Source organism: Flagellimonas amphidinii, assembly GCF_013090115.1.
GTDB classification, from domain to species: Bacteria; Bacteroidota; Bacteroidia; order Flavobacteriales; family Flavobacteriaceae; genus Flagellimonas; species Flagellimonas amphidinii.
Map to the genome: position 1 here is coordinate 217,185 of NZ_JABFNN010000021.1, position 20,108 is coordinate 237,292.

The window sequence follows — 20,108 nt, forward strand, 5'->3', positions numbered from 1 at the left end:
ATTTGGTGATTAAATGCGAATTACATTTTGGCAATCTTAAAACCAAGGGTTTTAAGATCGTTCCAAAAATCTGGATAAGACTTGGAAACCACCCCAGCATCATTAATGATAATTGCGGTTTTTAATGCCAGTGGCGCAAATGCCATTGCCATTCTGTGGTCATTATAGGTATCAACAGCCACATTCTCAATAATTGCGGGAGCGGACTGCAACGTGAGACTCTCTGCATCAATAGCAACTTCTGCTCCCAATTTACCAAGCTCGGTTTGTAGTGCAGCCAAACGATCGGTCTCCTTGATTGGAAGCGTATGCAGTCCTGTAAGATGACAGCCTATTCCCAATCCCATGCATGTAACAGCTATGGTCTGGGCAGTATCTGGTGCATTGGATAAATCGTATTCAAAAAATTGGGATTTATTTTCGCTTGTTTTTTGCAATGTTATCTGGTTGTCTTGGAAAATGGTCTCAACGCCAAAATCCTTATAAATTTCTGCCAAGACACTATCACCCTGCAATGAATTTGCTTTGTAGGAGGACAACTGTATTTCGGTTCCAACTCCACAAAGGGCTGCGATACTATAAAAATAGCTGGCCGAACTCCAGTCAGACTCCACTACCAGCATGGTTTCCTGCACTTTTTCCTTTGGTTCCACCTTAATTTGATTTCCTTCAAATGAAGTTTCCACTCCAATTTGCTCCAACAGTGCCAATGTCATTTTAATGTATGGAACAGAGGTGATTTTGCCAATAAGTTCCAGTTCAATTCCATTAACCAAACTAGGGGCAATTAAAAGTAAGGCAGAAATGTACTGACTACTGATGTTTGCAGGCAAGGAAACTTCACTTTTGGTCAATTTACCACCCTTAATTTTTATAGGTGGGTAACCTTCATTTTTCTCATATTGAATTTCAGCACCAAGTTCACACAGGGCATCAACCAAAACTTTGATAGGGCGTTCTTGCATACGTTGGGAACCTGTTAGAACAACTTCCCTCCCTTCTTGGGAGGCAAAAAAGGCTGTTAGAAACCGCATGGCTGTTCCAGCGTGGTGGATATCCACCTCTCCAGAGAATTTTGCCAATCCTTTTTGCATTACCTCACCATCATCTGAATTGGAAAGATTTTGAATTTGAATATTAGGGAAAAGAGCCTGAAGCAACAACGAACGGTTCGTTTCGCTTTTGGAGCCCGTAATTTTAATCGAATTCTGTAAAATTTTCTCTTGCGGAGCGGAAAGTTGAAGTATCAAATGGTGCCTTGTTTGTTTGAAAGTTCAAAACTAGAAAAAACACCTCGAATGTCCCCTTAAGAGGACAACTTTATTGCAGCTTTTTGTTATTTTGATGGCGGTCGTGGTCCCGTTTTGCCTTTAAATCCAGTTTTTTATCAAAGGCCTCTTGCAAATCAATTCCTGTCTGATTGGCCAAACAAAGCACCACAAAGAGCACATCTGCAAGTTCCTCTCCCAAGTCCTTATTTTTATCCGATTCCTTTTCACTTTGTTCACCATACCTTCGGGCTATGATTCTTGCCACTTCACCCACTTCTTCAGTAAGCTGGGCCATATTGGTAAGTTCATTAAAATATCTGACCCCATGGTTTTTAATCCATTGGTCAACTGCTTCTTGGGCATTTTGTATATCCACTTTAATAAATTATTCAGGAGTCAAACCTAGTTTTATATACAAATTTAAGAACCATTGGTTCAATTCCTATATCTTCTCCAACACTAAGTAATTTTTATTTTGAATCGTCACTACATTTTCAAAAAATTCCTTAACATAACCATATCCCTCACTGGTATACTGAGTTGCCAATAATCTTAAATCAAAAAAAACAGTAATCACACCTTGTCCCTCCAACTCCTTACACTCAAACCTTAGCATTCCACTTTTTTCTGGTAAGGCCATGTGCATGGGCTTAGGTAGTTCCTTCACCTTGTAATTTTCAGGAATTTTTATACTGGCCATGTACCTGTAACTCCTTAGGTAACCAAAATCAATGGGATAGTATCTTTTTTCCACCTTAAATGGATTGCTCTTGAAAAACCGAACCAAAAAAGGGTTGAGGTAAACAGTTTGGTCAAAGTCAAAATCTTCCAATTTAAAGCCAAAATGCTCCACCACTTTTTTTTCGTCCGATAATTCTTTATCCAACTTATAAGAGACAATTAAAAAATCATCATCAATCTCGTTTTCAATCGCTGTAAGATACTCTTCCTCAGTGGCAGATGAAATTTCGTTTTTTTTGAACAACCCATCATAACCTATTGAAACTTCATCAAAATTTCCAATGGCAGTCTCATTTTTCAAATCAAGACTAAGACGAACAGTGACACTATTTTGCTTTTCGGGGGTTATCTTGTACCAATAACTTTCCCCGTCCAAATCCATCACCCTACCATAGTAATTAAGACAGCGATATGGTAGTATCCCGAAAGGAATTTCTTTTTCCGTGGCATCCAAAAGATAATCCACCCCATCTATATTGGTTTTGGCCACAACATAGTTAAAATCAGACATTACTGGATGGTTGCGCTTGGGAAGTCCATGCTGTCTTGTGGAAAGTAACATCAAATCTGTTTTTAGTCCCGCAGCATTTAAAAGGTTGATCAGCGTAATATTGATTTCCGCAACGTTACCTTTTTTCTCATCGAAGGCCTCTTTCACTCTATTGTTTCTGAAAATTCCAAATTTCCCGTTCCAAGTGTAATGCCCTTTAACAAATTGAAATATGTTTTTTGCTTTGGACAAATCATCATCACCTGCTGTGAGCAAATTCAATGAAACATTCTTCTCAAAAAAATTCTTCTTTCGAAGCTGTCCTCCAATATCCTTGTCTGTTCTAAATTCCTTGTCAACATCTTTCCATGTTTTAGTGAATTTATCCCAGTACCCATTCAACCTCATATACTCTGAAAGTTCAAATTGCAGTCTAGATCTATAATTCTTTGGTGCCAACATAAAGTCTTCATCCTCCTCAAATGCGGGAATATCTTTCATAATATAAGTCAAGACTTCACAATCTGCACTTTTAACGATGCCTGGTATGTGAAAACAATTACTTTTTACGGTAGCTTCATCTACATCCAAACTTAACTCCCCTATTAAAGAACGGTTGTAACGATAGTTCCCAGGAATCATAGCATGATACTCCGAGTATAACTTTGGTATATCTTCCTGAAACTCCCAACCTGTAAGGTTGTAGAAAAAAGGAGATTGAATTTCATAAGTGTATTCCAAAATTGACCCTTCCTGCACATTAGGAAAGGTAAACTTCTTTTGAGACCACCTGTCATTTACATCAACATTATAAATGTTTTCCTTGTTCACATAGGTCTTTATGTTTCCATTATGTGTAACAGCCTTTATTTTATTTACCCTCTCTCTATTTTTATCAGAATGATAATACGGAATTTCTATTTGTGCATGGTCAAAACCTTGTTTATCCAATATTTTCTTTTTGGCATGATATTTAGTAATCAACCATATATAATCCTTTCGTACTTCAAAATAGTTTTCTCCCTTTTCATACAAGTATACAGCATGGGCTGTAGTATCTTTTGAATAGGCAGTAAATTCTTTTTCTTGATGATTCAGCACCCCGAATTCCACCTTTTGCTGCGCGGACAACAACAGCCCAAACAAAAGCAAAGGGAATAAAATAGTCTTCTGCATTAGGATGGTATTCTTTTAAATTTTGGATAAAACCACTTTTTCGGATTCTTTGGACACCAAATTCTTATAATATTCTTTTAGCATTCCATAATATTCTGAAGGGAATATTGCAGATTTTAACATGGAAGAAACCATTATGCTTATCTGATTGCCTTGAGCGGCAATCTTATATGTAAAGCCCCCCATACCTTCCGGCATTTGTACAACAGCACTTTCTGGCAACACTTCAACTTGATATCCTTCTGGAATTGTTACACCAATCATATATTTTTTCTGTCTTGGAAAAGTAAAGTCTACAGGATACTCACGGTTATCCATCTTAAATGGATTTTGTTCTTGGGCCAAAAAAAGCATGGGCTCAAAGTAAATTTTTTCACCAATTATTTCGCATTGGTCATCCTTATTAAATTCGCACGTCTCTATTAAGGGTTTTGAGAATTTCTTTTTATTCTTAAAATCATATGAGATAATTTCCATATCTCCATATTGACTTTCAATATCATCTAAATAAGATTCTTCATCCTTATTGTCCAACCTATCTCTAACCATAAGTGCAAATTGGTCAAAGTACTGCGTCCTTGATTTACCATTTACGGAACCGTCAGGGTTAATTTTTGCCGTAACATGATGTATTTCCTTGGATAATTTGCTTGGGATAAGGTTTACTTGGGAAGAACTGCCATCTTTACGAACCAATCTGCCCATCCAATTGAGTGCCCTGTTAGGTAAAACATCAGGATAGCTATTTTTCTCTGTGGCATCAAAAAGTATAACATCGTCTTGGACTTCAATTCCTGAGATTACGTAGTTGAAACCATCCGTAGTAGGAAATAAAGGTATGCCATGAGATCTTGTACTTACCAGTATTGGATTTGCATTTAATCCCGCATGTCTGAACATTGATGTAAGCATCAGGTTTATTTCTGCAACGTTTCCACTTCCTTCTTTATAAGCCTTTTTAACCCCATCCGCACTACAGGTTACACCATAAAAATCATCCCATGTCATTTTTGATTTTACATGGTCAAAAATCAACATGGCTTTTTCCATTTTATCTGAAGTTCCAGCAATCAAATTATCTATATCTTCTTCAAAATACTTGGTCTTTTTTAGTTCAGTGCCAAAACCACTAAAATCATAAATAGACTTAGCAACCCCCTCCCATGTTAAGCTATAATTTTTATAAGCACTGTTGGGAAACTGCGTAGAAGCCAGCTCAAACTTAATTGCGGTTCGATAATTATCTATGTTATTGGTAAAAGCTTCCTCCTGTAAAGATGGAAGATTTGTTGCATTTACTTCATATACATTTTCAAAAAACTCTATAGAACCATTTCTACGAGATGTTCTTCCCAGTTGACCACTTTGATCTTCTGTTCTATATGACACGCTTATATTTCTATTCTCCTTATACTCATTAATCTGAATTGGGTAAAAACCTCTACTATATTTTTTAAAAACAAAATACTGAGGAATGTCCAAGCGAATATCAACATTGTTCACGGGAATTTTATACTGGAACCAAAAATCGTCCATGTGCCAATAAAGTGGAGACGTAATCTTATACTCAATATCAAGCACGCTTCCTTCTTTAGCTCCTGGCATAGCAATAGATGCCTTGTTTCTATATTTATTGACGCTTTCTATAAAAATTCCATCCTTTTTCAGTTTTTCCTCTGTAATTTTTTCATTTTCCAAATTAAATGTAATGCCCTTAACCCCAGATATTTTTTCTTCCTCACCATTTGATATATACAAAGGAACCTGTATGGTGGCCCAGTTGAGCCCTTCCTTGTTATAGATTTTAACCCTATAATGAACCTCTTTGGTCATGAACCAACCCTTATCATAGTTAAAATCATAAAACACTCTTTCCTTTTTGTATAGTATAGCTGCATCAGCATCGTTTTCCAAAGGATGTTGGGTTTGGGCAATCTCCTCTTTAGAAACCTTGCCAAATTTTACTTGATTTGAATAGCACCACATTTGCATGCTAATGAACAGAAAAAGTAATACACTGATTTTCATATTTATATTTTGGTTAGAATAATTCGTGAATTGTCATATTTTGCAACTTTTCTCTTAAAATCCCTATAGGAAACATAATCTTCTTTTGGGTATCTTCCTGATTTAACCAATAGACTTCTTTTGTAAACAAGAATGCCTGGCTCCAGTTGCTCCAATACAACATCATAACTGCCAAACTTTGTTTCTATATGAATTGGTTGAATCAACGCTTCCGGTTGGTAGTCTTGTGGTAGATGAATTATAAATTCATCCTCATCTAAATATCCTCTTGATATTTCCAAATCTCTCTGTCTATTCCTACTTCTATCTGGAACTGCAAGATTTCTATTGGCAATGTTTGGAGAAAACAACAACTTTTCGTCTGTTATTGACAAATAATTTTCTACAGAAACTTCAATTTCTTCAATAAACTCTATTTTTCTTTTGTCGTTTTTGAACTGAATCTCTCCTATAGACAAATTATTGACATAATCCCAGTAGTTCTTGTAAAATTCCTCTTGCTCCAATGTAGACTTGGAAGGCATTCTGAATTTTTGATTGTATTGGGTGCCTTTGGATAAAATGACAATCTTACCCTTGGCACTTCCATCAACATCTACAAAAAAATCTGCTTTAGTCTGTTGGTAATTTTCTTGATCTGAATACTTTTTGGTTCTCACTAACTCTCCTCCATCCGGTGTGATTTTTAACACATTGCGATTATCTGTAAATGTTCCTAAATGGTTTACGGGGGTTATCTGACTGGTACATTCTAACCATATATCCCCACTTTCCATCGGAATATTCAAAAAAGCATGGTTCCCCTGCATGGATGTAAAATCTGCATCCATATCTCTTCTTTGTCGTCCAGCATAAAGAACAGTATAATAAGAAGGTATTCCCACAGATTTTAACAAAGCCATAGTATAGTTTGTCAATCCTTTGCAATCACCATATTTAACCCGATCCACTTCATCGGCACTTATCGGCATCCACCCTCCAATCCCCAATTGCACGCTTATATAGCGCGTGTTATCCTGTACATATTCATAAACCTTCCTTATCTTTTCAAGAGGGTCAGAGACATCCTTTACCAAAGCACCTACCTCTTCTACCGTTGCAGGATTTAGTCGATCCCTACCAACTATTAGTTTGTCATATATCCATCTTCCAAATTCTTCCCAATTTTTTGCAGCACCATCTATGCCCTCTAAATGAAATTTATCCAAAGCTATTTTAACATTGGGTGCAAATTCAGATAAGCTTGGCGATAGAGGTTCATTTTTGAAGGCCAAAAGATGAGTCCCTATGTATTGGACCTTTGTAGAAGATAATTGCATTTCAATAGGAAAAGACTCAAAATTAGACTCTTTGTGCCTGAACGGAATTCCACATTTAACAGTAAATGAATATTCACTTTTTTCAACACTTACCCTATAACCATCAAAAAAATTCCAAGGTGGTGAAAAAGCTGTGTTTGGCGTACTGTATTCTTTAACAAACTCTACTGTATAAGGATACTCGGTTGGTGTGTATCTCATGTACATTACACGGGAATCTGAATATAAAGTTCCACCGCTGACAGCACTTTGGTCGAAAAATCCCTTCTTTTTAATTTTTTTTATTTCCTTTCCTTGTTTATCAAAAATCTTAGCCTCTAGGGTGTTTATTTTATTTTTCTTATCATAGAATGCATATGCATGGACATATTTATCCCCCTTTTCATTCATAACTGTAACCACTCTTTTTGAAGATACAACCATAAGGTTTTGAGCAGAAACCAATACATTCATCTGGTCTAATCTTACTACAGCATCTGCATTTTTAAGAAGTTCTTCAGGGATTGTATTGTAACTGTAATTCTGAGAAAAAGCAAAATGTAAGCTCAGAAAAAAAAAGAGCACTGTAAAAAATCGCATTAAAGGAAGTTGGTTTGTTAGGTTACGCTAAAAATGATCAAATTCTTACAAACGAAGAAAACAAATTCGACAAAAAGCGCTTATTCCCTTTTTTTGGTATCAATTAGAATGGTCACTGGACCGTCATTCAATAAATCAACCTTCATATCTGCTCCAAAGATTCCTGTACCCACTTTCTTTCCAAGACTATCTTCAAGGGTTTGTACAAATTCTTCATAAATGGGAATAGCAATTTCTGGTTTTGAAGCTTTAATATAAGAAGGTCGATTCCCTTTTTTGGTGAGCGCATGTAAAGTAAACTGACTTACCACAATGATATCCCCCTTCACATCCAATACGGAACGGTTCATAACTCCAGTTTCATCATTAAATATGCGAAGATTGACAACTTTTTTAGAAAGCCATTCCATATCTTCCTTACCATCGGCATCTTCAATTCCCAACAAAATCAACAGTCCTTGATCAATAGCTGATACTATCTTGCCTTCTACTGCTACACTTGCCCTAGATACTCTTTGAATAACTGCTTTCATTATCTTTCCCGATAAGTATTTTCTTCATCGCCGGTCACCATTTGCACATAACTACGATACCTGCTCCAAGCTATCTTATTTTCCTCCAAAGCTTCTTTTACGGCACATTTGGGTTCATCCAAATGCAAACAGTTGTTGAACTTACATTCTGATTTTAATTCAAAAAACTCTGGAAAATAGTCTCCTATCTCATCTTTTTCCATATCCACTATACCAAAGCCTTTTATACCGGGCGTGTCTATGATCTGTGCCCCAAAAGAAAGGTCGTACATTTCGGCAAATGTAGTGGTATGTTGTCCCTGTAGGTGCTGTTCAGAAATTTTTGCTGTTTTTAGAGCCATACCTGGTTCCAATGCATTCACCAAGGTAGATTTTCCAACACCGGAATGCCCAGAAAACATGCTGGTCTTTCCTACCATTATTTCTTTCACCAAATCCACATTTTTTCCTTCTTTGGCAGCAATTTCAATACAATGGTAGCCTATTTCTTTATAAAGATGCACCAAATAGTCGACCTCCACCATTTCATCCTCATCATAGATATCCATTTTATTGAACAAAAGCACCACGGGAATATCATAGGCTTCAGCGGTGACCAAAAATCGATCAATAAAACTTGTGAAAGTTGTTGGATTGTTTAGGGTGATCAATAAAAATACCTGATCCAAATTAGCAGCAATGATGTGGGTCTGCTTGGAAAGTTTCACCGACTTTCTAATAATATAGTTCTTTCTTTCCTCTATTTCCTTGATTACCCCAACAGACTCATCTCCATTCTGTTCCAAATCAAATACAACCCTATCTCCAACAGCAACGGGATTAGTGCTTTTAATTCCCTTTATACGAAATTTACCTTTTATGCGACATTCATAAAAGTCTCCTTCATCCGATTTAACGGTATACCAACTCCCCGTGGATTTATAAACAGTCCCTAGCACTAATTGTTCATATTTTCACTGCAAAGAAACAATAATCCTGCTTTTTGAGCGTCTATCTTTGTTATAGTATTAATTATTCAATTACATCAACAATTATGAAAAAAATTATTTTCATTGCGGTATTAGCATTAACCGCAACACTTACCACCAATGCCCAAGAGTTTAAAGTTGTAACCAGTGTGGAGTCCATTGTTCCTAATGGTTTGGGTAGATCTCGAATTATAAATGCTTTGGAAGACAAAGATTATAGAGAGTACACAAGCGTACAAACAGAGGAGGACAACACAAGAAACAAATCCAAAAGAGCTGACATCCGTGTAAAGAATTTTGAAGAAACCAAATTATTGAACTTCTTCAACTTGGGAGGAATCCGTTTTCAGAATATTGCTGCCAATGATGCATTAATCACATCCATGCTTAACGACATGTCTTCCCAAGGTTGGGAATTGGTCTTCGTAAGCAGTGCTGTAGAAAGTGAAGGTGGAAAAGGTGATGGACAAGGAATTTTTATTACCCGATACATATTCAAAAAATAAAATCTAACGATTTTATAATAATAAAGGGGGCTTTGAGTTATCAAAGTCCTTTTTTTTATTTCTATGCAACCCTTTCTTGGCTGAGATTGTCTTTGTGGTATAAAAGAAGAAATATCATGAAGAAAATTTTAATAGTTGCATTGTTTGCAAGTTTTGGCCTAAGCGCCCAAGAATACAAAGTGGTCACCAGTGTTGAGTCCATTGTTCCTAATGGTCTGGGTAGGTCAAGAATTGTAAATGCCCTAGAGGACAAAGACTACAGAGAGTATACAAGCGTTCAAACCGAAGAAGACAACACAAGGAATAAATCCAAAAGAGGTGATATCAGAGTGAAGAATTTCGAGGAAACCAAATTATTGAACTTCTTTAATTTGGGTGGTATCCGCTTTCAGAACATTGCTGCCAACGATGCTTTGATCACATCCATGCTCAATGACATGTCATCCCAAGGCTGGGAACTTGTTTTTGTGAGCAGTGCCGTTGAAAGTGAAGGTGGCAAGGGTGATGGTCAGGGAATTTTTATTACCCGCTATATTTTTAAAAAGTAGCAGGTAAAGTTGTGTCAGGTTGAAAAGCCCTTTGCTCGGTCAAAGGGCTTTTTCTTGTCAAATATATTAGTCCACTATATGGACACGTCCCCCAATAAAGGTTCTTTTATTCATGTGTTTAGGCCTACCATAAACGGTTACATCTCCGCCAGCTCTTAGGTTAATATCCACCTGTTCGGATGCAAAAACATCAGCTTCTCCTCCTGCCGAAATCTTAACATCTGTAATGGCGGTTCTTAGGTCACGGCCAGCAAAAATTCCACCGGTATTAAGGGTAATGGACTGATTTTTTGCCAAACCAGAAGCTTCTATGATACCTCCTGTAACTGCTCGAAATTCCGCATAATCCACATCCATTCCTATATGGATTTTTGCTCCTTCTTGTGCGCGTAGCTCAATTTTGCTTTTCTGGACCATTTCATTACAGGTAACCTGCGCGCCCTCATTGGCATCTATTACGTTTAAATTGGTATAATAAACTTCAATTAAAGTATTCTCCCCTTGAAATTTTTTATCCAGCTGCATCCGTAATTTCAATATGCCATTTCTATTGGTCCATTGAATATCATCAACATTCCAACCCTTGATCATAATTCTATTTTCATCAGATTGAATGAGGTTTACTTCTATCAAATCAAAAACCTTGATTTTATCAAAATCTCCTACCTCCGTATCAATTATTCTTTGGGAAAAAATGAAAAGTGGAAGTAAAAGGATGCCTAGTGTGTATATTTTTTTCATAATTGTGTGCCTTTGCACATAAAGAGGATACTTCTACCAAAATGTTACAGTCGGGCATAAAAAAACCATTCAAAAACCTGAAATTTAATTCCAGAATCCAAGAATGGTTTCTTTTTGTATTAGAAAATAGCTTAAGCCTTGATTATCTTCTCTTGGTGGTTTATAGATTCTTGGTGAATGGCTTTAAACATTCTCAAGACAAATTCCTCACTCAATCCTTTGGATTCTCCTTCCAGAATCATTCGTCCCAAAATCTCATTCCAACGATTGCTTTGCAATACAGCCACATTACGTTGTTTTTTAAGTTGGCCAATAGCATCGGACACTTGCATTCTGTTGCCCAATAAATCAATAAGTTCATTATCCAACTCATCTATTTGAGTACGAAGACCACTTATTTTCTTGTTGTATTCACTAGCCTCATCAGTTTCCTTTCTAATCTTCAAATCTTTCATCATTTGTACCAAACTCGCTGGGGTTACTTGTTGTGCAGCATCACTCCATGCGTTATCTGGATCGTGATGGGTTTCAATCATTAAACCATCATAGTTCAAATCCAAAGCTGTTTGCGAAATATCAAAAACCAAATCTCTCTTACCTGAAATATGGGAAGGATCGCAAATCAATGGCATATCTGGAAATCTGTTCTGAAATTCAATCGCCAACTGCCATTCTGGAATGTTACGGTATTTTGTTTTCTTATAGGTTGAAAACCCCCTGTGGATTGCTCCAAGTTTTGTGATTCCAGCTTTGTAAAGCCTTTCTATTCCACCCAACCATAGTGAAAGGTCTGGGTTGACTGGGTTCTTCACCAAAACAATTTTGTCCGTTCCTTCCAATGCATCTGCAATTTCTTGCATAATGAACGGGCTTACGGTTGATCTAGCTCCAATCCATAGAAGATCCACATCATGCTCCAAAGCTAGTTTTACGTGATTGGCATTGGCTACTTCGGTGGTTGTCTTAAGACCTGTCTCCTCTTTCACCTTTTGCAACCACTTAAGTCCCAAAGCACCTACACCTTCAAAATTACCTGGTCGTGTTCTGGGTTTCCATATACCTGCACGGTAGTAATTTACATCGGTATCCTTTAAATCGTGGGCAATTTTAAGTACCTGTTCTTCGGTTTCGGCACTGCAAGGGCCTGCAATTACCAATGGATGCGCTAGGTTCATGTCATCCAACCATTTCCTCATTTCCTTATTGTTTTCCATAGTTCTCTTCTACTTTTTTGTAAGTGGTATTCCTTTTAATATTTGTTTTATTCTATTGGTATTGTTCATTTCTTTATACACATTCTCAAAATCCTTTTCTACTAGTAATTTTTTAAATGTTTCGAGGTTTTGGATATACTCCTCTAAAGTCTCCACAACATTGTCCCTATTTTGCTCAAAAATGGGAGTCCACATCTCAGGAGAGCTTTTTGCCAAACGAACCGTACTTTCAAAACCACTGCCCGCAAGGTCAAAAATATCACGTTCATTTTTTTCTTTTTCAATTACCGTTTTTCCCAACATAAATGAACTGATATGTGATAAATGGGATACGTAGGCTATATGTTTGTCATGCGCATCAGGATTCATATAACGCATGTTCATTTTCATTTTTTGAAATATTTCCAAAGCTCTTTGCTGAAGTTTGAATGCGGTTTTTTCCACTTCACAGATAATATTGGTCTTGCCTGCGTACAAACCCTCCAAAGCTGCTGATGGTCCTGAAAATTCGGTTCCCGCAATGGGATGACAAGCCATAAAGTTTCTGCGCTTGGGATGATCACTGACCGATTTACAAATCAAACTTTTTGTAGAACCAGCATCCATTACAACAGTTTCATCCGCAACAGCATCAAGAATTTTAGGCAATTCCATCAAAAGCGCATTCACGGGAATACTCACAAACACTACATCTGCCTTGGCCAAAGATTCATAGCTTCCCTTTTCGTCAATAATATGTAGTTCCAAGGCCTCATCCAAGTGAGCTTCATTTTTATCAACCCCAACAATATGGGTGTCTGGATATAATTGTTTTACATCCTTGGCAAAAGAACCTCCTATCAATCCAATTCCAACAACAACTACATTCATTGCTTAAAATCTTTCAATGGCTTCTATTATTTTTTCTTCTTTCACACAAAGTGAAAATCTGATATACCCTTCTCCATTGCTCCCAAAAATGGTCCCTGGTGCAATAAAGATATTTTTATCATAAAGTACTTCATCAATAAATTCTTCTGATGGAGCAGAATTTAATGGAAGTTTACTCCAGACAAACATTCCAACCGCATTTTTATCATAGCTACACCCCAGCTTTTCCACCAATTGAAACATAAGTTCTCTTCTTGTGTTGTAAACCTCATCCAAAGCCTCAAACCATTCTGGTCCACTTTGTAAAGCAGCAACGGCACCTTTTTGAATACCATAAAACATTCCTGAGTCCATGTTACTCTTTACCTTGAGCACAGCATTGATATATTCCTTGTTTCCCAACAACATACCAACACGCCATCCGGCCATATTAAATGTTTTGCTAAGGCTATTGAGTTCCAGCGTAGATTCTTTTGCTCCTTCTATAGATAGAATGCTGGTTGGATTATTGGAAAGCACAAAACTGTAAGGATTATCATTGACCAATAAAATGTTATTTTCTTTGGCAAACTTCACCAAGGATTTAAGTTGCTCTTCTGTTGCCGTAGCTCCTGTAGGCATATGGGGGTAGCTCACCCACATCAACTTGACCTTGGACAAATCCAGTTGGGAAAGGGCATCCAAATCTGGAAACCATCCATTTTCAGCTTTGAGGTCATAATATAGGGGCACCCCACCAACCAATCTGGTGACGGAAGTATAGGTTGGATAACCCGGATTGGGCAACAAAACTTTGTCTCCTTCATTTAAAAAGGCCATACTGATGTGCATGATGCCTTCTTTAGATCCCATAAGTGGTAAAATCTCGTTTAAGGGATCCACACTAACCCTAAATTTGTTCAGGTAGAATGCAGCAATAGCATCGCGCAACTGTGGAAGTCCTTGATAACTTTGATATTGATGTGCTCCAGAATCCATTATTGCATCCCGCAACGTTTTGAGAACTTTTGGGGATGGCGCAAGATCAGGACTTCCTATACCCATATTGATAATGGGACGACCTTCATCAATAAGTCCCCTTACCTCTCTTAACTTTTTAGAGAAATAATATTCTTGAACGCTCTGTAATCTATCTGCCGTAATCATCTCAGCAATGCATTTTTATATTCGCCCAAGACCCTAAAGTCTTCAGACATAATTTCCAATAGTGACTTTGCCTTGGCAAAATTTTCATAGGCTTCAAAAGTGACATCCACAAAAAAGGCATATTTCCAAGGAGTTTCAATAACCGGTAGCGATTGTATCTTGGTCAAGTTCATGTTACAGTCGCTCATAACGTTCAAGACTGCGGCCAAGCTTCCTCGTTTATGATCGGTGATAAATCGTAAAGACGCTTTATTGATTTCTTTCAAAGGCAAAACCTTGTTCTTTTTCTTTAGAATTATAAAACGGGTCGCATTGTTCTTTATCGTCTGAATTTCAGCAGCAATGATATCTAAATTGTAGAGATTTGCAGCCATTTTTGGAGCAATTGCAGCAATATTGGTCAACTGACCTTCTTCAATACGTTTTGCCGTTTCTGCAGTATCCACACTTTCCACTAATTTGATGTGTGGATGCTTCTTTAAAAACTCTTTACACTGCAATAAGGCCATGGGGTGTGAATGCACCTCTCTAACATCTTCAATTGTGCTTCCTTTAAGTACCATTAAATTGTGATGAATACTCAAATAGTGTTCTCCAATAATGTGGATATTATTATGATACACTAAGTTATAGTTGGGAATAATGGAACCTGCTATTGAATTTTCTATGGCCATGATCCCTTTATCCGCAGAGCCATTGCACAGATTATCCATGATTTCATCAAACGAAAGACATTCCACCAAAGCTATATCATCACCAAAATATTCGTTGGCAACTTGGTGATGGTTAGATCCTTTGATTCCCTGTATTGCTACTTTTAAGTCCATTGCAAAAAAAAAGCCCCGATTTTATCGGGACTTTATATGTTTATATACTTTTATCGTATTCACAACAGCCCCTTACTTCCTTGGTAAAAGAAGTAAAAAAAGAAGTTGTTAAAGAAATACGTTTTTGTCATTTCACTATAAAATCAGGGCTAATATAGTTATTCGTATTAAAACAGGAACATATCTTATATTTTTTTTTGATTTTCGACAAAAAAGTTAGATTCGTTACACAATATTTCAAGGAAACGAACTTTTTTTAAGAATCTTTTTTCGTTATTAATTTTATGTTGATGTGCTTTGAAAGTCTAAAACTGTATTTTTGATTTCAAATTTGACCTAATGTCCATTACCGTTCAAAATATCTCCAAGACCTTTGGAACACAAAAAGCCCTCAATAATGTTTCTTTTTCCATTGAAAAAGGAGAAATCGTTGGCTTTTTAGGACCGAACGGTGCTGGAAAATCGACTATGATGCGCATTTTGACCACCTATTATAAAGCAGATTCGGGTGAGGCTTCGGTCAATGGTCATGATGTAAAAAATTCTGAACGAGAAGTACAACTTAGCATTGGGTATCTTCCTGAACACAATCCCCTTTATTTGGAAATGTACGTAAAGGAGTATTTGAATTTTAATGCCGAAGTATACAACGTCAACAAAAATCGTATTCCTGAAATTATTGAACAAACTGGGCTTACCCCAGAGATGCATAAAAAAATTGGTCAACTCTCCAAAGGGTATAGACAACGAGTGGGCCTTGCAGCTGCCTTGTTGCACAATCCAGAAGTTCTAATTTTGGATGAACCCACTACAGGTTTGGATCCCAATCAATTGGTGGAAATCAGAAAATTGATTCGGAACATTGGTAAAGAGAAAACCATTCTTTTATCAACCCACATTATGAAAGAAGTCGAAGCCGTTTGCGACCGTGTCATCATCATCAACAAAGGGGAATTGGTCGCTGATAAAAAACTGGAAGACTTGCGCGAAGCGGAAGAGCAAATCATTGAGGTGGAGTTTGATTATCGTGTGGAAGAGGTATTATTACAGAAACTTTCCCATGCTTCACAGGTGAAAAATACTGGCGGATTTGTTTATGAAATCACCTTTAACACTTCCAAAGACATGAGGCCGGCAGTTTTTGATTTTGCCCATGACAATAAGCTGAAGACCCTGCAATTGAGCAGAAAGAACAAAAATCTGGAGAGTCTGTTCACCGAGCTCACTTCATAAGCTGAAATCTTCCCCACCTTTTATTTCGGTTTGATCAAAAGTCAGTTTCTGACCGTTTCAAATATGGTATTTTTGTGTCCAGATTAAATCAACCGAATGAAAAAAAGACACGCTCGCTTGGAATTATCAAAAGAAGCCATGAAAACCTATGGTTATCAAATTGTGGATGCCATCGTGGAACATCACCATACCCAAAATGAGAAGTTGCCGGTAGCATTGGCCTCTAGGGCAGAAATGGATTCCATTTTTTTGGAAGAAGCCCCGGAGCTTGGAACAGAACCCTCTGAAGTTTTGGATTTTGTACTTGAAAATGTGATGACCAAGAGTGCCAATCTTTCCCACCCCAAATCCTTTTCATTTGTCCCAGGGCCCAGCAACTATATTAGCGTTATGGCAGATTCATTGGCAACGGGCTATAATATTTTTTCTGGGGGATGGGCAGTCTCCCCGGCAGCGGCCGAACTGGAAATAATAACTGTTCAATGGTTGCTCAAAATATTTGGGTTTCCGGCAAAAAAAGGTGGGGGAATCTTCACCAGTGGTGGATCTATGGCCAATTTGACCGCACTTACCACGGCCAGAAGAATCAAATGTGGGCAGGATTATTCAAAAGCGGTCATCTATCTTTCAGACCAAGCCCATTCATCCAACATAAAGGCCATAAGGGTCCTTGGTTTCAAAAAAGAACAGATTCGTATTATCCCTACGGACAGTGAATTTAAATTCTCCATCAACAAGCTTAAAAACTGTATTGCCAAAGACCGATTGGAGGGGTGTTTCCCTTTTTGTCTCATTGCCACCTCTGGCACCACCAATACAGGCACAGTGGATCCGTTGACAGAACTGGCAAAAATCTGTAAAAAGGAAGATATCTGGTTCCATATTGACGGTGCTTATGGTGCGGCGGGCATTTTGTCCCCCAAGGGAAAAAAATTGATGAAGGGCATTGAAAAGGCAGACTCGTTAACGGTGGATCCCCACAAATGGCTCTTTCAACCTTATGAAATGGGCTGCCTATTGGTAAGGAACCACAAATATTTAAGCCAGACCTTTACCGAAAAACCGGAATATTTAAGGGATGTGGAAGGAAATCCCTCAGAAATCAACTTTTACGATCACGGAATTCAGTTGACCCGAAGGTTCAGGGCACTTAAATTCTATATGTCGATAAAGACTTTTGGGCTCGGCGAATTTAGAAGTGCCATTTCCCATGGAATCGACCTTGCCGAGGAAGCGGAATCCCTTCTACGAAAAAGCAAGAATTGGGAGGTCATATTTCCGGCGACTTTGGCGGTCATCAACTTTAGATACCACCCCATTCAGAAAAAATACAGTGACAAGGAACTGGATGAGATCAACCAGTACATCTCTGAAAAAGTGGTGGCGTCCCGAAAAGCCCTATTGGTCACTACGGTCTTGAACGGCCAAGTGGTCCTGCGCATGTGCCTCATCAACCCAAGAACAACCATGGATGATGTTACCGACACTTTGAAACTTTGCAAAAGCTTTGCTTTGGAATGGGAACGGCAATTGCAAGTGCACTGAAATTGGACAACGCTATTTTATTCTATCCAGATTTTCATCAATGACCTTGTTCTTAAACTTCATGGATCGGTCTCCCCCAAATTTATATTTTACGGACAGGGCCACCTCCCTGGCATCCGCAAAGTAAACACCATTGGCCTCAACTCCGTTAACCGTGTAACTTTCTTCATAATTCATGGCCTTGGTAATATCATTAAATCTTAAGGAGCATTGTAGTTTTTCAAAAAAAGTTTTGGTCACGGAAGCATTCAAGACCACCATTGCATTTCTTTTATAAATACCTTCCTGCCTTTTGGTCAACAACCAACCCCCAGCAGCAACTATGGTATCCTTGGCCACCTTCAATTGATGGTTTGAATAGGCATACAGATACGGTTTAGCTTTGGCAATTGCAGTTGAAGGGTCCGTTATTTTATTATAATTGAGATTTATCGTATTTGTGGATGTCCATATTTTATGTGAAAATGGCAAGGTCATCCCTAAATAAAAACCCGTTTCTTTTTCAAAATTGGTTGGAGAAAAGATAGCCACGGTATCTGGTGGGGTATAACTGATCGTGTAGTAAATAGGGTTTTCGTTTCGGTAAAAGCCCATCGTAATATTCTTATCCTTTAAGCTGATGTTAGTAGAAACCTCATTGTTTACCGTAGGCAGCAAGTTTCTATTATTGGAACCTTCCAAAAAAGGATTGATGAACACAGTTATTGTACTCGTCCTTGAAAAATTTGGCCTACTGATCGATCTTGCATAATTAAAAGATACTGTTTTGGTAGAATCAAGTTCGAAATTTAATCCCGTTTTAGGGAAAAAACGCATATGCTGCCTATCCACCAAAGTTGAACCATCATTTTTAAGTGTCCCCGCAACAGTATTGTATTCAGCCCTTGCTCCAATAGTAAAGTTGAACCATCCATCCATATTTGATTTGAAATCAACATAAGTCGCGTAAAGACTTTCTTTATAGTCAAACTCTGTTATGGCTTCATTTAAAGAAGCTGGCTCTTCAATTCGGGTGTAGGCCGTGGCATTGGCCTCATTCCAACTTGCGCCAAACTCACTTTTTAAAGCAGCAGACAAATCGTATTCAAAATCAGTACGCATGGCCAACGAACCTATCTCATATTCTTGTTTTCTGATCTGATCCAATACAAATCCCTCATTGTTGTAGTTATTCATAATTTCTGAATCGAGTTTTTGTATGAAAGAAGAAAACTGTAACCCGGTAAAAAAAATCAACTTAGGTGAAAGTCTTTTGTTGAAATTAAAATTGCCGCTAAAATAATCTTTGCTATTATCGTTATTGGTATCTGTAAAAATTTGGTCTGTTTCAGTCCCATTTTGAAGAAAAGTATCCGTTACTATAGGTGCATCATCGGTTTGGAGTTTTAATGTTGTGTTGAAAGACACATAATCTTCATCATTTAAAGGAACGTATACGCCCAGTCCACCCTGAATTTGAGTTCTTATGTTATTGAGCACTATCACCAAATAGTCCGAAAATATATCTTGGGATGGCATACCAAACTTAAACGTATGACTCTCCCATTGCCCGATGTTATTATAATTGAGATTTGCCCGAAGATTCCATTTCTCATTAGAAAAACTTCCATTGGAACTGATATAATTATTCGTGTTCTGTCTAAAAGACAAGGTTTCATTAATGCTTAAATAAGCTCCCTTCTTTGTGTTTTTTGCAAGTTTGATCAAAATAACCGCCCGCCCTTCTGCTTCATATTTTGATGATGGATTATTGATCAGTTCTATACTTTCAATGGCATCTACCGAAAGTCCCGTAAATTCTTCTAAAGTGATTCTTTGATTTCCCAAATAGATTAAAGGATTGCCTTTGTTGATGACCGACATGGACTCTCCATCTGGACTAATTTGGATGTTGGGTAATTTTGAAAGCACCTCCATTGGATCAGCCATAGAAGAAAAAATAGGGTTCTTCACATTGATTTTCAGATTTCCATTGGTAGTAGTAATGGGATTTTGCAAAGCAACTACTTCAACATTTTCCAGTTGGGCAACTTGTTCTTGCAATTCAATCAAGATTTTAACGTCTTTTTGGAAATCTACTTCTTGAACATATCTTTCATAGCCCAAGGCCGATACTTCTAACCAATACTTTCCTTTAGAAATTTCATCCAACTCAAAGTGTCCATCCGCCAAAGTGGTGTACTCTATTAGATTGCTCTTTTCTTCATTTAAAAGAAGTATATCACCAATAGGAACTGATTCACCGTTTGAGTTAAGAACTCTTCCTTCTACCCTAATTTGTTCCTGTCCATAAACAAAGACACAACATACCTGCAATAACCATAGTGTATATTTCAAAATTTATTTTTGAAACAAAAGAAGTCGGGAAATGGG

Annotated in this window: 17 protein-coding genes; 4 read left to right on the plus strand and 13 right to left on the minus strand. The window is 37.6% G+C overall.

All coding sequences use genetic code 11. The features are described from left to right. Nucleotides 1–20 precede the first annotated feature (20 nt). The 7 genes from HJC33_RS02220 to rsgA form a co-directional block, all read right to left on the minus strand. Complete coding sequence (locus HJC33_RS02220; RefSeq protein WP_171657151.1) at nt 21–1,250, minus strand: 3-phosphoshikimate 1-carboxyvinyltransferase; 1,230 nt, start codon at nt 1,248–1,250, stop codon at nt 21–23. 70 nt (nt 1,251–1,320) lie between these two features. Then, nucleotides 1,321–1,647 (minus strand): nucleotide pyrophosphohydrolase, encoded by a 327-nt coding sequence (locus HJC33_RS02225; RefSeq protein WP_171657152.1) that lies wholly within the window; start codon nt 1,645–1,647, stop codon nt 1,321–1,323. A gap of 66 nt (nt 1,648–1,713) precedes the next feature. Next, complete coding sequence (locus HJC33_RS02230) at nt 1,714–3,678, minus strand: DUF3857 domain-containing protein (RefSeq protein WP_171657153.1); 1,965 nt, start codon at nt 3,676–3,678, stop codon at nt 1,714–1,716. A 15-nt stretch (nt 3,679–3,693) separates the two neighbouring features. Next, nucleotides 3,694–5,706 carry a transglutaminase domain-containing protein gene (locus tag HJC33_RS02235; protein WP_171657154.1) on the minus strand — a complete coding sequence of 671 codons (2,013 nt, stop codon included), beginning with the start codon at nt 5,704–5,706 and terminating at the stop codon, nt 3,694–3,696. Between the two features lie 2 nt (nt 5,707–5,708). Then, on the minus strand, nt 5,709–7,604 hold the full coding sequence (locus HJC33_RS02240) for a DUF3857 domain-containing protein (RefSeq protein ID WP_171657155.1): 1,896 nt from the start codon (nt 7,602–7,604) through the stop codon (nt 5,709–5,711). A gap of 80 nt (nt 7,605–7,684) precedes the next feature. Continuing rightward, nucleotides 7,685–8,137: a D-aminoacyl-tRNA deacylase gene (gene dtd / locus HJC33_RS02245; RefSeq protein WP_171657156.1), complete on the minus strand. Its 453-nt coding sequence runs from the start codon at nt 8,135–8,137 to the stop codon at nt 7,685–7,687. Continuing rightward, nucleotides 8,137–9,075 carry a ribosome small subunit-dependent GTPase A gene (gene rsgA, locus HJC33_RS02250; protein ID WP_171657157.1) on the minus strand — a complete coding sequence of 313 codons (939 nt, stop codon included), beginning with the start codon at nt 9,073–9,075 and terminating at the stop codon, nt 8,137–8,139. The genes dtd and rsgA overlap by 1 nt, the downstream gene beginning before the upstream one ends. A 95-nt stretch (nt 9,076–9,170) precedes the next feature. Between rsgA and HJC33_RS02255 the strand changes: the two genes are divergently transcribed. Further along, a complete protein-coding gene (locus HJC33_RS02255) occupies nt 9,171–9,611 on the plus strand; it encodes a hypothetical protein (protein WP_171657158.1) in 441 nt (146 codons plus the stop codon). A 116-nt stretch (nt 9,612–9,727) separates the two neighbouring features. Next, nucleotides 9,728–10,159 (plus strand): hypothetical protein, encoded by a 432-nt coding sequence (locus tag HJC33_RS02260; protein ID WP_171657159.1) that lies wholly within the window; start codon nt 9,728–9,730, stop codon nt 10,157–10,159. A gap of 66 nt (nt 10,160–10,225) precedes the next feature. Here HJC33_RS02260 and HJC33_RS02265 read toward each other — a convergent pair whose 3' ends face one another. The 5 genes from HJC33_RS02265 to HJC33_RS02285 form a co-directional block, all read right to left on the minus strand. Next, nucleotides 10,226–10,900, minus strand: a complete 675-nt coding sequence (locus tag HJC33_RS02265; RefSeq protein WP_171657160.1) for a head GIN domain-containing protein — start codon at nt 10,898–10,900, stop codon at nt 10,226–10,228. Nucleotides 10,901–11,031: 131 nt separating this feature from the next. Next, the gene (locus tag HJC33_RS02270; protein ID WP_171657161.1) at nt 11,032–12,114 is read right to left on the minus strand and encodes a bifunctional 3-deoxy-7-phosphoheptulonate synthase/chorismate mutase type II; all 1,083 of its coding nucleotides are present in this window, start codon (nt 12,112–12,114) and stop codon (nt 11,032–11,034) included. A 9-nt stretch (nt 12,115–12,123) separates the two neighbouring features. Beyond that, nucleotides 12,124–12,984 carry a prephenate dehydrogenase gene (locus HJC33_RS02275; RefSeq protein WP_171657162.1) on the minus strand — a complete coding sequence of 287 codons (861 nt, stop codon included), beginning with the start codon at nt 12,982–12,984 and terminating at the stop codon, nt 12,124–12,126. 3 nt (nt 12,985–12,987) lie between these two features. Next, nucleotides 12,988–14,130, minus strand: coding sequence for a pyridoxal phosphate-dependent aminotransferase (locus tag HJC33_RS02280; RefSeq protein ID WP_171657163.1), 1,143 nt, complete (start codon nt 14,128–14,130; stop codon nt 12,988–12,990). Further along, nucleotides 14,127–14,957, minus strand: a complete 831-nt coding sequence (locus HJC33_RS02285; protein WP_171657164.1) for a prephenate dehydratase — start codon at nt 14,955–14,957, stop codon at nt 14,127–14,129. The genes HJC33_RS02280 and HJC33_RS02285 overlap by 4 nt, the downstream gene beginning before the upstream one ends. 339 nt (nt 14,958–15,296) lie before the next feature. On the opposite strand from HJC33_RS02285, the gene gldA reads away from it, so the two are divergent. Then, nucleotides 15,297–16,190 (plus strand): gliding motility-associated ABC transporter ATP-binding subunit GldA, encoded by an 894-nt coding sequence (gene gldA, locus HJC33_RS02290; protein ID WP_171657165.1) that lies wholly within the window; start codon nt 15,297–15,299, stop codon nt 16,188–16,190. 96 nt (nt 16,191–16,286) lie between these two features. Further along, complete coding sequence (locus HJC33_RS02295; protein WP_171657166.1) at nt 16,287–17,735, plus strand: pyridoxal phosphate-dependent decarboxylase family protein; 1,449 nt, start codon at nt 16,287–16,289, stop codon at nt 17,733–17,735. A 12-nt stretch (nt 17,736–17,747) separates the two neighbouring features. Here HJC33_RS02295 and HJC33_RS02300 read toward each other — a convergent pair whose 3' ends face one another. After that, nucleotides 17,748–20,072 (minus strand): TonB-dependent receptor, encoded by a 2,325-nt coding sequence (locus HJC33_RS02300; protein ID WP_171657167.1) that lies wholly within the window; start codon nt 20,070–20,072, stop codon nt 17,748–17,750. Nucleotides 20,073–20,108: the final 36 nt, after the last annotated feature.